The sequence below is a fragment of the Brevundimonas sp. UBA7507 genome, assembly GCF_002478355.1.
Lineage (GTDB): Bacteria > Pseudomonadota > Alphaproteobacteria > Caulobacterales > Caulobacteraceae > Brevundimonas > Brevundimonas diminuta_D.
In genome coordinates, this window is the sequence record NZ_DLNP01000008.1 from 159,653 (window position 1) to 173,986 (window position 14,334).

Sequence of the window (14,334 nt, forward strand, 5' to 3'; positions counted from 1 at the left end):
CCGATGATCCCCGTTCCCGGCTTCGAGGGGCGTCGCGTTGCGGTCTTCGGCCTGGGACGGTCGGGGATTACGGCGGCGCGCGCGCTTCAGGCCGGGGGCGCGATCCCCGTGCTGTGGGACGACGGCGTCTCGGGCCGGATGCAGGCCGAGGCCGAGGGCTTCGTGGTCGAGGATCTGACCCGCGCCGATTGGTCCGGGGTCGCCGCCCTGGTGCTGTCGCCGGGCGCGCCGCTGACCCATCCGAAGCCGCACTGGACCGTCGAGCGCGCTCATGAGGCGGGCGTGCCGGTCATCGGCGATGTGGAGTTGTTCGCGCGGGCGCTGGCCGCCCTGCCGCCGCGCGAGCGGCCGCGCGTGGTCGCCATTACCGGCACCAACGGCAAGTCGACGACCACGGCCCTGATCGGCTGGGTGCTGAAGCAGGCGGGCCTCAGCGTCCACATCGGCGGCAATATCGGCATCGGCGTGCTGGCCCTGCCGGAGCCGACGGCGGATGCGGTCTATGTGATCGAGGTGTCGTCCTATCAGCTGGATCTGACGACGGGCTTCGCGCCGGATGTGGCGATCCTGACCAATGTGTCGCCGGACCATCTGGATCGTCACGGCGGGATGGAGGGCTATGTCGCGGCCAAGCGCCGGATCTTCCAGGCGCAGGGGATTGAGGCGCTGGCGCTGGTCGGCGTGGATGAAGAATGGGGCCGTAAGGCTGCCGCGGACCTGCGCGCGCAGGGGCGGCGGGTCGAGACGGTTCTGACTATTCCTTCTCCCACAAGGGGAGAAGGGTTTGAGGCGGCGCCGGGCCGGTTGAGCGTCAATGGTCAAGTCATCGCCGACCTCTCCGCCGCGCGGTCCTTGCCCGGTCGCCACAACGCCCAGAACGCGGCTTTCGCCTACGCCACAGCGCGAGCGCTGGGCGTGCCACACGAAGCGGCGGTCGAGGGCCTGCTGACCTTCCCCGGCCTGTCGCACCGGATGGAGGCTGTGGGCCGTCTCGGCGCCGTGCGCTTCATCAACGATTCCAAGGCGACCAACGCCGATGCGGCGCGGCAGGCGCTGGCGTCCTACCCGTCCGTCTTCTGGATCGCGGGGGGCAAGGCCAAGGACGGCGGCATCGAAACCTTGCGCGACCTCTTCCCGCGCGTGACCAAGGCCTATCTGATCGGCGAGGCCGCCGACGCCTTCGCCGTCACCCTGGCCGACACCTCGCACGTCGTCGCCCATACGATGGAGCGGGCCGTCGAACTGGCCGCCGCCGATGCGGCTGCGGCCGGGGGCGAGCAGGTGGTGCTGCTGTCGCCCGCCTGCGCCAGCTTCGATCAGTTCCCCGATTTCGAGGTCCGGGGCGAGGCGTTCCGCGCCGCCGTCCTGGCCCTGGGCGCACGGCCGGAGCCCGCCGCATGACCCACAACAGCTACAGCCATCCCTTTTCGCGCAACGACCAGAGCCTGATCGCGCGCTGGTTCTGGACGGTGGATCGCGGCCTGCTGGGCGCGGCGCTGACGCTGGTGGGGCTGGGCGTGGCGTTGAGCTTCGCTTCCAGCCCGGCGGCGATCCTGGCCGATGAATCGATCAGCGATCCCTTCCACTATTCGTGGCGGATGATGGTCTTCTCGACCATGGGGCTGATCGCCATGCTGAGCGCCTCGCTGCTGTCGCCGCGCGGGGTGCGGCGGATCGCGGTGCTGGCGTTGGTCTGCGCCATCGTGGTCATGGCGGCCCTGCCCTTCATCGGCGACACGGTGAAGGGGGCGGCGCGCTGGATCAATCTGGGGCCGTTCAGCCTGCAGCCGTCCGAGTTCGCCAAACCGGGCCTGATCGTCTTCGCCGCCTGGATGTTCGCCGAGGCCCAGAAGGGCGAGGGCGTGCCCGGCGTCAGCATCGCCTTCGGCCTGTGGGCGCTGACGGTGGGCCTGCTGCTGATCCAGCCGGACATCGGCCAGACCCTGTTGATCACCACGACCTTCATGGCCGTCTTCTTCATGGCCGGGGTGCCGCTGAAATGGGTGGCGGCCCTGGCGGCGGTCGGCGCAGGCGGTGTGGTGTCGCTGTATTTCATGTTCAGCCACATGCGCGACCGCCTGAGCCGCTTCCTGTCGCCCGAGACGACCGACACCCACCAGATCGACCGCGCGTCCGAGGCGATCCGCGCCGGGGGTCTGGTCGGGCGCGGCATCGGCGAGGGGGTGATGAAGCGCCACGTCCCCGACCTGCACACCGACTTCATCTATTCCGTCGGGGCCGAGGAATTCGGCCTGGTGCTGTCGCTGATCATGATCGGCCTTTACGCCTTCATCGTCATTCGCGGGATGCGCAAGGCGATGAAGCTGAACGACTCCTTCGAACAGACGGCGGCGGCGGGGCTGTTCATGCTGATCGGGCTGCAGGCCTGCATCAACATCGCGGTGAACCTGAACCTGATCCCGACCAAGGGGATGACCCTGCCCTTCATCAGCTATGGCGGGTCGTCCATGATGGCCATGGGGCTGACGATGGGCTTCGCCCTGGCCCTGACCCGGCGTCGTCCGGGCGCCTATGAACTGGGGTCGAACGTCAACCCGCGTCGCCGCCTGCTGCCGTAAGAGAGTACAGCTCATGACCAAGGTCTGCGTCGTCGTCGCCGGGGGCACCGGCGGCCATATGTTCCCCGCCGAGGCGCTGGCCCGCGAGATGGCGGCGCGCGGCTGGCGCGTGGTGCTGGCCACCGACAGGCGCGGCGAGCAGTACGCCCACGCCTTCCCCGCCGACGAGCGGCTGGCGCTGGACGCGGCGACCGGGCGCGGCCCGATCGGCCTGATGAAGGCCGGGCTGGCGATCCTGAAGGGCGTCGGTCAGGCCAAGGCGGCGTTCCAGCGCACGGGCGCGGACGTGGTGGTGGGCTTCGGCGGCTATCCGTCGGCGCCGGCCCTGCTGGCGGCGGTGACGACGCGTCGTCCGACCGTGATCCATGAACAGAACGCGGTGCTGGGCCGTACCAACCGCTATCTGGCGCCCAGCGTGGGCGTCATCGCGGCAGCCTTCCCGACGCTGGGCCGGGCTCCGGACAAGGTGAAGAGCCGCGTCCAGCTGGTCGGCAATCCGGTGCGGCCGGACATCCGCGCCCTGTTCGACCGGGCCTATGCCGCGCCGGTCGACGGCGGGCCGATCCATGTGCTGGTGACGGGCGGCAGCCAGGGCGCCCGCATCCTGTCCGAGACGACGCCGCGCGCGCTGGCGGCCCTGCCTGAGGCCATCCGCAACCGTCTGAAGGTGCAGCAGCAGTCGCGGCCTGAGACGCTGGAGACCGCGCGCCAGATCTACCTCGACGCCGGGATCGAGGCTGAGGTCGCCCCCTTCTTCCGCGACATGGCGGATCGGCTGTCGAAGGCGCATTTGGTGATCGGGCGGGCCGGGGCCTCGACCTGTTCGGAGCTGGCGGTGGCGGCCCTGCCGTCGGTGCTGATCCCGCTGAAGATCGCCATGGACGACCATCAAACCCTGAACGCGCGGGCCCTGTCTGAGGCGGGCGCGGCGAAGGTGATCGCCGAGGACGACCTGACGGTCGAGAGTCTGACGGCGGCGCTGACCGCGATTCTGGCCGATCCGGCGGGGCTGGCGGCCATGTCGTCGTCGGCGCGGTCCGTGGCGATTCCCGATGCGGCGCAACGGTTGGCGGACCTGGTGGAGAAGGCGGCCTCCTGAACCCTCTCCCGGCGGGGAGAGGGAAGCGGGATGACGTGGCTGTTTGGGCCGTCTAACCTCCGCTCATGCCCCAGTTCGTGACCGACCTGACCAACACCATCTTCGCGCTCTGGCGTCAGTTTCACTGGCTGCCGGAATGGGCGGTGATCTCAATCATCACCGTGGTCTTCGTCTTCATCGGCTGGGCGGCCAATCAGGTGGTCTTCGCCCTGCTGAAGCTGGCGGTGCGCAATCGCGACGAGTTCTGGAAGGGGATGCTGAAGCGCGCCCGGCTGAAGGTGCGGATCGCGGTGATGATCATCGCCCTGGCCCTGGCCGTCACCGTGTCGCCGCTGGACCCCGAACCGTCGCTGTTCATCCGGCGCAGCCTGCTGTTCGGCTTCATCCTGGTGTGCGGCTGGATGCTGGCGGGGGCGGTGGACATGGGCGCCATCGTCCACCTGAAGAAGTTCAACATGGAGGCGGAGGACAACCTCTACGCCCGCAAGCACGTCACCCAGACGCGCATCCTGCAACGGGTCGCGGCCATCCTGATCGCCCTGATCACCCTGGGGCTGGCGCTGCTGACCATTCCCGGCGTGCGTCAGTGGGGGCTGTCGCTGCTGGCCTCGGCGGGGGTGGTCGGCATCGTCGCCGGTCTGGCGCTGCAACCCTTCCTGACCAATCTGATCGCGGGCATCCAGATCGCCACCGCCCAGCCGATCCGCCTGGACGACGCCGTCATCGTCGAGGGCGAGTGGGGCCGGGTGGAGGAGATCACCTCGACCTATGTGGTGGTCAAGTTGTGGGACTGGCGGCGCATGGTCCTGCCGCTGACCTACTTCATCCAGAAGCCGTTCCAGAACTGGACGCGCGAGGATTCGCGCCTGATCGGCGTGTCCTTCCTCTATGTGGATTACGAGGCGCCCATCGACCGGCTGCGGATCAAGCTGGAGCAGATCGCTCACGCCTCGCCGCACTGGGACGGCGACGTGGTGGCGTTGCAGGTCACTGACGTCACCGAGCGGACGGCCCAGGTGCGCTGCCTGACCAGCGCGCGCAACGCCTCGGTCGCCTTCGACCTGAGGGCCGAGGTGCGCGAGAAGATGCTGGCCTTCATGCGCGACGAATGCCCCGAGGCCCTTCCGCGCGACCGGATGGATTTCGACCGCGAGCGCCGTCGCCCGGCGCCGCGCCCCACCGGCTACGACGAGTAGATCAGGCCGCCTGCATGGCCTTGCGGGCGCGCCAGAAGCGCAGGGTCCGCAGGGCCGCCTCGCGCGTCAGTTCGTTGTACATCCCGGCATAGGCGCGGGCCTTGCCCATGGCGTTGTCGTCGGTGTTCAGCAGCACCACGGCGTAGGTCAGGAACAGGGCGCGATCCAGGTCCGCCGCCTTGCAGATGACGGCCAGGGCGTCCAGCTCGCGGCGCTCGATGATCTGGCGGGCGGTGTGGAAGTCGACGTCGGCCAGTTGCGACAGGGCGATCAGGAAGGCGGTCTGGCCGCCCGAGCGCAGGAAGCGGGCCAACACCTGGGGCGTCAGCTGACCGGCGGCGCGCAGTTCCTCGACATAGGCCAGGCTCTCGGCGTAGTCGGCGGGCAGGGCGCCGTCCTCGGCGGCGACGCGCGTGCGGCCCGCGGCCAGGGCGCTTTCCAGCAGGGCCGGGTCCATGCGGGCGTTCTGCTCCAGGATGCGCTGACGCAGCCGGGCCTCGACGTCGAAATAGAGGTCGTTCAGCAGGTCGGGCGGCAGGCTGGCGCGCTCGACCGTGACCGCGTGCAGGGCCGGGTTGGCGCGGGCGCGCTCGACGGCGGTTTCGGTCGCGGCGCGCGACAGGGCGGCGCCTTCGTTGCCCAGAAGCACGCCCAAGGTCTCGTCGTCGCCCCGCTCGACGATGGCGTCGGACACGGCCTCGGACACGGCGGCGCGGCGGCTGACGGCGCGCATATGGCCCTGACCGCGCGAGCGCACCACGCCGATCAGATCGGCCTCGGTCAGCACCGGGGAGGCGGTGAGGACGGGGGCGGCGACGGTCTCGGCCTCGTCATTGGCCAGGCGGCGGATCAGCTGATGCGGGGCGTCCGGCGACTGGGCGAACCGTTCGGCCAGCTCGGCGCGCACGGCCGTCTCCATGGCGTCGGTCAGGTCGGACAGAACGGCACCGTATAGGGCGGTCTCGGTCTCCGTGCGCTCGGCGGCTCCGAAGAAGCAGTCGGTCAGCTCACGCAGCAGGGCGCGGCGCTTGGGGCTGGACTCCTCCTGCGCCAGGGCGATCAGGTCAGGCAGGCGCGAGCCGGTCTCGGCCGGGGAAGCGACGGAGGGGGAGGGGGCGGCGCCGTCGCTCATGGCAGCATCGGGTCATCAGCCAGCGGGGCGGCGCGCAGGCGGCCCTGGGCGTCGCGCATCACGGCGGGCGGCTCGGGCGGCTGGGCCAGGTCGTCGGAGGACGGCGTCTCGTTCAGCTCGACCGGCATGGCGTCCAGATAGTTGGGCGCAGGCAGGGGCGTGGCGTCCGGCTGGCGGCCCGCCTGGCGGTGGACGGAATAGTAGCGGGCGCTGCCCTGGGACGGGGCGTCATTGGACACGGGCTGAGGCGCGGGTTGGGGCATTGGGACTGCGGGCGCCTGACCCTGAGCCGGAGCGGGCGCGGGCGTCGCAGCGGGCGGCTGGGGGGTGTTGCGCTGCAACTGGAAGATCGGCGCGTCGCGGCGGGGGGCCATCGGGTCGAAGGCCGGGTCGGCCGGAACGGGGGCCGGAGTCGGGGTCGGGGCGGGCGAAGGCGTCGGTTGCGGCGCAGGCTGGACGGGCGGCGCGGGGACGCGCTCAGGAATGCGTTCGGGAACAGGCGAGAGCTGCCGGACCGGCTCAGGAGCGGGTTGCGGGGCCGGTTGGGGCGCGACGGCGCGCGGGGCGGGCGGGACCGGGATGGGCTGGGCTGGCGCGGGCGGCGTCGGCATCGGCCGCACAGGCTCGGGCATAGGCATCGGCGCCGGTTCGGGCAGCGGCGTGCGCTGGACGGACGGCGGGGGCGCGGGTTGCGCCTGGGGCTGGGCGCGCGTCCAGGGAACGTGGCCAGGCGCCGGAGCGCGCTCTATCGGCTGAGGCTCGGGGACGTAGGGCGCGGGGGCCTCGCCCGAAGGCGGCGGCGCGACGGGCTGGCGCGGGACCGAGAGAGGCTGACGCGTCCAGGGCGCGGGCTGATAGGTCGGCTGATACGGCGCCGGCGGCGAGTATGTGTGCGCGGGCTGCTGGGCCGGGGGCGAGACGTAGGGGCCCCAGGTCGCATCGGGATGGTTGGTCACGGGCCGGAAGTCGGGGGCGGGCGTCAGGGCGTTGGCCGACGACGGCGGAGCCGGGATCGGCGACAGCGCGCCCCAGGCCTGGGCGGGCGTCAGCTGACGGTTGTAGCCCGGCGCGCCGGCGCGCCACGGATAGCCGCCGTGCGGGATGACGGCCGGACGGGCGACGGTCTGAGCCGCGGGCGGCGCGAAGTAGGCCGCTTCCTGCGGCGGGGCGAAACCGTCGGCGGGCGCGGCCGGATAGGCGGGGGCCGTCTGGCTGGACGGATGGGCCTGGGCGCGGCCCGGCCAGGACAGCCGGCGATCATAGGCGGCGGGCGGGTAGGGCGTCTGGGCCTGCGTTTGGGCCTGGGGCGGCGCCCACGGCGCGGCCTGCGCCAGGGCGGCCGTCGAGGCGCCGAGCGCGGGCAGAAGGACGGCAATGGTCGGGATGCGCGGCACCGGCGCCTCGTGCAAGGTGAAGACGTTCAGCCGGGCAGCCTAGGCGGTGCGGCTTAATCCGCGCCTAACGTCGGACAGGCTTAGCCGCGCGAGGGCAGATACTGGCTGGTGAAGGCCTCGCGCCAGTCGGGGGCGGCGGGATAGGCGTCCTGGGTCTGTTCGGCGAAGGCCTGCCAGCGTTCGGGGGTCATGGCCCCCAGGCCATAGAGGGCCGCATCGCCGCCGTCGACCATGGCCTGGGCGCGCAGCGAAGCGCGGGCGGCGTCCAGCACGCGCTGGGGCAGGTCAGGACGGGCGCGACGGATCAGGGCGTCGCCCTTGGCGCCGTCGCCGTGGACATAGTCGCGCCAGCCCTCGACCGAGGCGGCGATGAAGTCGCGCAGGGCCTGGGCGTTGTCGCGGGCGAAGGCGTTGGGCGCCAGCACCAGGCCGGAATAGGAGGGATAGCCGTCCCCGGCCGGGGTCAGGACCAGGGGCTGGAAGCCGACCTCGCGCGCGATCAGGCTAGGCGCGCCGTCGGTCAGGCGGGCGATCAGCACGCTTTGGCGATCCTCGCGGAAGGCCTTCAGATTGTCCTCGGGGGCGCCGGCCTGCGCCTGGTCGGGCGTCAGGTCGAAGCGGGCGCGCAGCCAGGTCCAGAAGCCGGTCTGGTCGCCCGGCTCCATCAGGATGCGGCGGCCGCGCAGGACGGTCAGATCCTCCAGCTCCTGACCCGGATGGGCCAGCAGGACGACGGGGTCTTTCTGCAGGAAGGCGGCCACGGCCTTGACCGGCGCCCGGTCGGCGATCAGCCGCAGGGGCAGGAAGCTGTCGCGGCCGACGGCCAGTTCGACCGCGCTGGCGGCCAGCAGGGCGGGGATGTCGGCGCCTGACGGCCCGGCCAGAATCTCGACGTTGAGGCCGCGCCGCTCATAGGCTCCGGTCGCGACCGCCTGGTAGAAGCCGCCGTGCAGGGCGCCGGCCGGGCCGCCCGCCGCGACCCGCAGGCGCACCCGGCCGGATTCGTCGGTCTGGGCGGGGCGTCGGCCGCACGCGGACAGGACGCCCAGGGCGGTCAGGCCGAGGGCGCCGGCCATCAGGCCGCGTCGGTGCAGGCGGGCGCGAGTCATCACGTCTAGGGTGTAGGGGGACGGGCCGCGCTTGGAAAGGCGGCGAGGCGTCGCCGGGCGGGATTTCAGCCCGGAAATCATGCGCCGGAATTGAGCGAGGGGACGTAACCCTTTGAGCCAGACCGTCGCCGGTCGGATCGCGGATCGCGTCCCCTCGCCAAGTCCGGGTTGGACTTGGCCGCTATCGGGTCGGAAGTCGGTCTTTAGCGTCGGCGGGCGGACCCGGCGTCGTTCGACTGTCATTCCATCGGCCCCTGGTCTTCGGCGTTCCGCAAGGCGAACCTCGCGCCGTCCGTCGATCCCGGCCTGGTTCTCCGTGATCCTGGCGCCGAGGCGCTAGAGGATCGGGAGCCTGGGCCCTGCGTCGGTGTTTCCGCGTCCTCCGAAGAGGCTTGGAACCCTGGGTCAGAGAGCCGGACCGGTCCGCTTGATCTCCGGGTCTCCCCGGATTTCCGCGCCGCCGTGTCCCTCGGCCTGTTGACGTTCCCGCGAAATCCATTATTGGGCAAGCGCCCAAATCGGCGCGTCTGTGCGGAAAACTCCCGGACCCGGTGGGCAAGTCTGTGGATATCTGTGGGTGGACGAAATTCGCGGAAGCGGATCAGCGTCTTGCGTTGTCCACAGGAAAGCGACCGCCACCCGCTCGCAGGAGCGGATGGCGGCGGATCATCAGCGTGCGCGGATGAAGGTGCGGATGTCGTTCGACAGCTTCTTCAGGTCGTCGTCGCGGACGTACATCATGTGGCCCGAGTGGTAGTAGTGCCACTCGATGCGGCCGTCGGTCGGGAAGCCCGGACGGTTCAGCGAGTATTCGGCGCCGAAGAAGGGCGTGGCGAAGTCGTAGTAGCCCTGACCCACCCAGACGCGCAGGCCGCTGTTCTCACGCAGGGCGCGGCCGATGTAGGGGGCGACGTTCAGATACTCCGCCCCGCCACGCCCGGCCGTCGGCAGGTTCCAGTCCCAGTTCCGGGTGCCGCCGATCGAGGAATAGACCACGTCGGGCGAGTATTTCAGACCCTCGCGCGCCCAGGCGTTGATGGCGGCGGTATAGGCGCCGTCGATGCCGTAGAAGCTGGGGTCGTTGTCCGGGCGATCGCCGGCGTTGTCGTAGTCGACGCCGGTGTAGCGGGCGTCCAGACGGCCGATGGTCAGACCGCGATCGCGTAGCAGCTCCTTGTAGAAGCGGCCGGGCGACAGGCGCAGGTTGGCGTTGCTCAGATAGGTCTGCGAAATGCCGGTGTAGCGCGACAGCTGCTGCAGGATCGTCGCGCGTTCGTCGGCCGGCAGGGCGTTGCCCTTCAGCAGGGCCGAGGCGTAGGGGCCGATGGCCCAGGCGCGGGCCTCGGCGACGAATTCCTCGACCGTGGCGGGCTTGTTCGGCACCTTGTCGTGGTACCAGGCGGCGGCCGCCATCGAGGGCAGGGTGGTGACGAAGCCCAGCTCATTGCCCTGGGCGTCGGCGGCCAGGCTGAAGTCCAGGATCGAGGAGATCAGCAGGATGCCGTTGATCGATACGTCGGTGTAGCTGCCTTCCAGCTCGTTGATCACCGCCGCCGAACGGGTTGTGCCGTAGCTCTCGCCGCCGATGAATTTCGGCGCGTTCCAGCGGCCGTGCTCGTTCAGCCACAGGCGGATGAACTCGGCGATCGACTTGGCGTCCTTGGTCACGCCCCAGTAGTCGGCCGGGTCGGTCTTGCCCAGGGCGCGGCTGAAGCCGGTGCCGATCGGGTCGATGAAGACGATGTCGGTGACGTCCAGCAGGGAGTCGACGTTGTCGATGATGGGGAAGGGCGCGGCGCCGTCGTCGCGGGCGTCCGACGGCACGACCACGCGCTTGGGCCCGAAGGCGCCCATGTGCAGCCACAGGGAGCCGGAGCCGGGGCCGCCGTTCCACAGGAAGGTCACGGGACGGTTCGGGTCCGTCGGGCCTTCCTTGATGTAGCTGTAGGAGACCATGGCCGCGAGCGGCTTGCCTTCCTTGTCCTTCAGATAGGTCTCGCCGGCGAGGGCGCGGTAGGCGATGCGCTGGCCGCCGAAGACGCCGGTGTGGCGGGTCTCGGACATAACGGGCGGCGGGATGGCGGCTTCGGTGCGGTTCGCGGCGGCGGCGACATCGACGCGCGGCGCGCCCTGAGGCCCGCTCTGCGCCCCGTTTTGCGCCATTGCCGGCCCGGCCAGGGCCAGCGCCGAGGCGGCGACGACAAGCAGTCTCTTCATGGATAAACCCCCAGTTTGTCTACGCGGCTCCCCCTCGAGAGCCGGGCGCGCGAACGACGCCGCCCAGCTTGGAATGAGGCGACAAGCGGGGACGAATGTAAACCGTGGGTTCCGCCCTTATCGCGGAAGGCTTGGCTGGATACGGAGCGATTTGACGAAGAATGTGCGGCGAGGCGCCGCGCGTTCGTCAGCTTGCCAGGGCGGCCTTCTTTTCTTCCAGCTCCAGCCAGTCCAGCTCGGCGGCCTCCAGCTCGGCGCGGGCCTTTTCGGCGGCCTTCATGGCGCGGTCGAAGGCGGCGGGGTCGCGCCCATAGAGGTCGGGGTCGGCCAGAAGCGCGTCCTGCCGGGCGATCTCGGCCGGCAGGGTCTCCATCAGCTTCTCGACCTCCTCCAGGCGGCGGGCGTCCTTGTAGGAGAGCTTGGCCTGTTTCTTGGGGGCGCGGTCAGAAGGCTCCGCCTTCTCGACCCGACGCGCCCCTGTGGGCGCGCTGTCGGCGTGGGTCGGGGGCGGGGCGAGGAAGCCGGGGTTCTGGCGCAGGAAGTCCTGCCAGCCGCCGGGGGTCTCGACCACGTCGCCGCGGCCGTTCAGGGCGATGGTCGAGGTGGCCAGACGGTCGACGAAATCGCGATCGTGCGACACCAGGATCAGGGTGCCGTCGTAGGATTCAAGCAGCTCCTCCAGCTTCTCCAGCGTGTCCATGTCGAGGTCGTTGGTCGGCTCGTCGAGGATCAGGAGATTGGCGGGCTGGGCCAGCGCCCGCGCCAGCAGAAGGCGGTTGCGCTCGCCGCCCGACAGGGTGGAGATGGGCTGTTTCAGTTGGGCTTCCTGGAACAGGAAGTCCTTGGCGTAGGCGGCGACGTGCATGGAGCGGCCGCGCACCAGGATGCTGTCGCCGCCGCCCGGCGTCAGGGCGTCCCACAGGGTCATGTCCGACTTCAGCCCCTCGCGCGACTGGTCGAGGTAGAGGGGTTCGAGGTTGGCGCCCATGCGGACCGTTCCCTCGTCCGGGGCCAGTTCGCCCAGCAGCACCTTGACCAGGGTGGTCTTGCCCGCGCCGTTGGGGCCGACGATGGCCAGACGGTCGCCGCGGATGATGCGGGTGGTCAGGTTCTTGAAGATGGTCCGGTCGCCGAACGCCTTGCTGACGCCCTTGATGTCGGCGACCAGCTTGCCCGAGACGGCGCCGGAATCGACGCCGAGGTTCAGTTCGCGCGGCAGATCCCTGACCCGTTCGGCCCGGTCCAGACGCATCTGCTGCAGGGCGCGGGCGCGGCCCTCGTTGCGGGTGCGCTGGGCGGTGATGGAGCGGTAGAAGGTGTAGGTCTCGGCCTCGATGCGTTTGGTCAGGCGGCGCAGGGATTCGGCCTCTTCCTCCATGACCTTGGCGGCCCAGTCGTCGAACTCGACGAAGCCCTTGTTGAGGGTGCGCACCTTGCGGCCTTCCAGCCAGTGGACGGTGTCGGTGACGCGGTTCAGGAAGGCGCGGTCGTGGCTGACCACCAGCAGGGCGAAACGGGCCTGGATCAGCTCGTTCTCCAGCAGTTCGATGGCCAGGATGTCGAGGTGGTTGGTCGGCTCGTCCAGCAGCAGCAGGTCCGGCTCTTCGGCGAAGGCCTTGGCGAGGGCGGCGCGGCGAATCTCGCCCCCCGAGAGGCCTTGCGTCGACTTGGCGGGGTCGAGGCCGAAGGTCTCCAGCCAGCTTTCGGCGGTCCAGCGCTCGGCCTCGCCGGAGGCGGCGTAGTCGGCCAGGGTCTCGCCGGTGATGACCGGCTCCTGAGGAACATAGGCGAAGCGGGTGCCGGCCTGGACCGAGCGGTCGCCGGAGTCCGGTTCGATCAGGCCCATGACCACCTTCATCAGGGTGGACTTGCCCGCCCCGTTGCGGCCGACCAGGGCGGCGCGGCTGCGTGGCTCCATCGCCATGTCGACGCCGTCGAACAGCGGGCGGGGGCCGTCCTGAAGGCGGACATCCTTGAGGGCGACGAGAGGGGGGCGAGCGGCCATGAACACCAGTCCGAAAAGGGAGGCGACGCCTATAGCGCGGACCGGGGGGCGAGGGCCAATAGTTCAGGATTTACATGAAACCGTCCAGACGGTATGTCGCTTTGCATGAACGCTCAATCGACCCGCCGCAAGCCTGAAGACACCCGCCGCCAGATCATCGACATGGCCATCGAGATCGCCGCAGACCAGGGGGCCATGGGGGTGACGCTGGATGCGGTGGTGGCGCGCCTGCCGTTCAGCAAGGGGGCCTTGCTGCATCACTTCCCCAACAAGCTGGCCCTGCTGGAGGGGGTGATCGACCATCTGGCGTCCGAAATGACGGCGGCGGTGCTGGCCGAGGCGGCGCGCGATCCCAACCCCTATGGCCGCAACGCCCGGGCCTATCTGCGGACGATTGTTAGCGAACCCGCGACAGAGCGCGACTTCAGCATCGGCCGCGCCGCCCTGGCCGCATGCGCCATCGAGCCGCTCCTGATCCCGCGCTGGCGGGCGGCGATGCGGATGCTGGCGGCGGACGACCCTGAAGACCTGGCCGGCAAGGACGACGCCCTGATGCTGCGTCTGATCGCCGACGGTCTGTGGATGAGCGACCTGTTCGGAACGCATGAGGTGTCGCCAGAGCAGAGAAAGGCCCTGCTGTCGCTGCTGACGCCGGGCAGTCTGCTGACGGACGCCTATGGCGAGGGCGCTGAATGAGCCCGACGACGTGGCTGGCCCTGCTTGGAGCGATCGGTTTCGAAGTGATGGGGACGACCCTGCTGCAGCAGTCGCAGCAGTTCACCAAACCGCTGCCGACGGCGGGACTGGCGGTGTGTTACGGCGTCGCCTTCTACCTGCTGACCCTGGCGCTGAAGCAGATGCCGGTGGGGCTGGCCTATGCGATCTGGAGCGGGCTGGGGGTTGTGCTGATCTCGGTGATCGGCCTGTTCCTGTTCAAGCAGAAGCTGGACCTTCCGGCGATCATCGGCCTGGCGCTGATCATCGGCGGGGTGGTGGTGATCAACCTCTTCTCCAAGAGCGTTAGTCACTGAAACCGCGACAGATGGGGATTTGGGGCGTATAGGCGCGCCCATGAATTCCACCTCGCCCAAGCCTTTCTGGGAAACCAAGACCCTGGCGGAGATGTCTCCGTCCGAGTGGGAGAGCCTGTGCGACGGCTGCGGCCTGTGCTGCGTCATCCGTTTCGAGGACGAGGATACGGGGCAGATCATCCCGACGCGGGTGCACTGCAAGCTGTTCGACCCGGACCGTTGCACCTGCACCGACTACGCTCGGCGCCAGGCCGAGGTGCCGGACTGCGTGCAACTGACGCCGGACAACATCGAGCGGCTGAAGTGGATGCCTCTGTCGTGCGCCTATCGTCGGCTGCATGAAGGGCGGACGCTGGCCTGGTGGCACCCGCTGGTGTCCGGCGACCCGGAGACGGTGCACACGGCCGGGGTCTCGGTGCGGCGCCAGACGGTTTCGGAGCTGGCGTTGAAGGAGCCGGAGGACGCGCTGGAGTTCGAGGCTCCGGAGTGGATGGGCGAACGCGGCTCTGCTAACGAATAATTCGTCCGCAGGGGGGTAGGACGGGGGTCGATGGGCATTGTCGCAGCACAAA

Annotated in this window: 12 protein-coding genes; 7 read left to right on the top strand and 5 right to left on the bottom strand. The window is 70.0% G+C overall.

From position 1 onward, the window contains the following. Positions 1-3: 3 nt before the first annotated feature. From murD to B3D50_RS05490, 4 genes are all read left to right on the top strand, one after another. On the top strand, positions 4-1,401 hold the full coding sequence (murD, locus tag B3D50_RS05475; protein ID WP_286949963.1) for a UDP-N-acetylmuramoyl-L-alanine--D-glutamate ligase: 1,398 nt from the start codon (positions 4-6) through the stop codon (positions 1,399-1,401). Then, positions 1,398-2,579, top strand: coding sequence for a putative lipid II flippase FtsW (gene ftsW, locus B3D50_RS05480; RefSeq protein ID WP_269299223.1), 1,182 nt, complete (start codon positions 1,398-1,400; stop codon positions 2,577-2,579). The genes murD and ftsW overlap by 4 nt, the downstream gene beginning before the upstream one ends. Positions 2,580-2,592: 13 nt before the next feature. Then, entirely contained in the window at positions 2,593-3,678 is a 1,086-nt protein-coding gene (murG, locus tag B3D50_RS05485) for an undecaprenyldiphospho-muramoylpentapeptide beta-N-acetylglucosaminyltransferase (protein WP_286949965.1), read from the top strand. A gap of 65 nt (positions 3,679-3,743) precedes the next feature. After that, a complete protein-coding gene (locus B3D50_RS05490; RefSeq protein WP_286949966.1) occupies positions 3,744-4,874 on the top strand; it encodes a mechanosensitive ion channel family protein in 1,131 nt (376 codons plus the stop codon). 1 nt (position 4,875) lies between these two features. Here the strand turns inward: B3D50_RS05490 and B3D50_RS05495 are convergent, their stop codons facing one another. The 5 genes from B3D50_RS05495 to B3D50_RS05515 form a co-directional block, all read right to left on the bottom strand. After that, entirely contained in the window at positions 4,876-6,006 is a 1,131-nt protein-coding gene (locus tag B3D50_RS05495; protein WP_286949968.1) for a DUF2336 domain-containing protein, read from the bottom strand. Then, positions 6,003-7,415, bottom strand: a complete 1,413-nt coding sequence (locus B3D50_RS05500) for a hypothetical protein (protein ID WP_286949970.1) — start codon at positions 7,413-7,415, stop codon at positions 6,003-6,005. The genes B3D50_RS05495 and B3D50_RS05500 overlap by 4 nt, the downstream gene beginning before the upstream one ends. 65 nt (positions 7,416-7,480) lie before the next feature. After that, positions 7,481-8,509, bottom strand: coding sequence for an ABC transporter substrate-binding protein (locus B3D50_RS05505; protein ID WP_286949971.1), 1,029 nt, complete (start codon positions 8,507-8,509; stop codon positions 7,481-7,483). A 669-nt stretch (positions 8,510-9,178) separates the two neighbouring features. After that, a complete protein-coding gene (locus B3D50_RS05510; protein WP_286949973.1) occupies positions 9,179-10,726 on the bottom strand; it encodes a S10 family peptidase in 1,548 nt (515 codons plus the stop codon). Positions 10,727-10,913: 187 nt separating this feature from the next. After that, complete coding sequence (locus tag B3D50_RS05515; protein WP_286949974.1) at positions 10,914-12,737, bottom strand: ABC-F family ATP-binding cassette domain-containing protein; 1,824 nt, start codon at positions 12,735-12,737, stop codon at positions 10,914-10,916. 99 nt (positions 12,738-12,836) lie between these two features. Here B3D50_RS05515 and B3D50_RS05520 point away from each other — a divergent pair, with 99 nt between their 5' ends. The 3 genes from B3D50_RS05520 to B3D50_RS05530 are packed head-to-tail and all read left to right on the top strand — an operon-like array spanning position 12,837 to position 14,282. Further along, entirely contained in the window at positions 12,837-13,427 is a 591-nt protein-coding gene (locus B3D50_RS05520; protein ID WP_286949975.1) for a TetR/AcrR family transcriptional regulator, read from the top strand. Next, complete coding sequence (locus B3D50_RS05525) at positions 13,424-13,762, top strand: DMT family transporter (RefSeq protein ID WP_286949976.1); 339 nt, start codon at positions 13,424-13,426, stop codon at positions 13,760-13,762. Before B3D50_RS05520 ends, B3D50_RS05525 begins: the two co-directional genes overlap by 4 nt. A gap of 40 nt (positions 13,763-13,802) precedes the next feature. Further along, the gene (locus tag B3D50_RS05530; RefSeq protein WP_128720557.1) at positions 13,803-14,282 is read left to right on the top strand and encodes a YcgN family cysteine cluster protein; all 480 of its coding nucleotides are present in this window, start codon (positions 13,803-13,805) and stop codon (positions 14,280-14,282) included. Positions 14,283-14,334 lie beyond the last annotated feature (52 nt).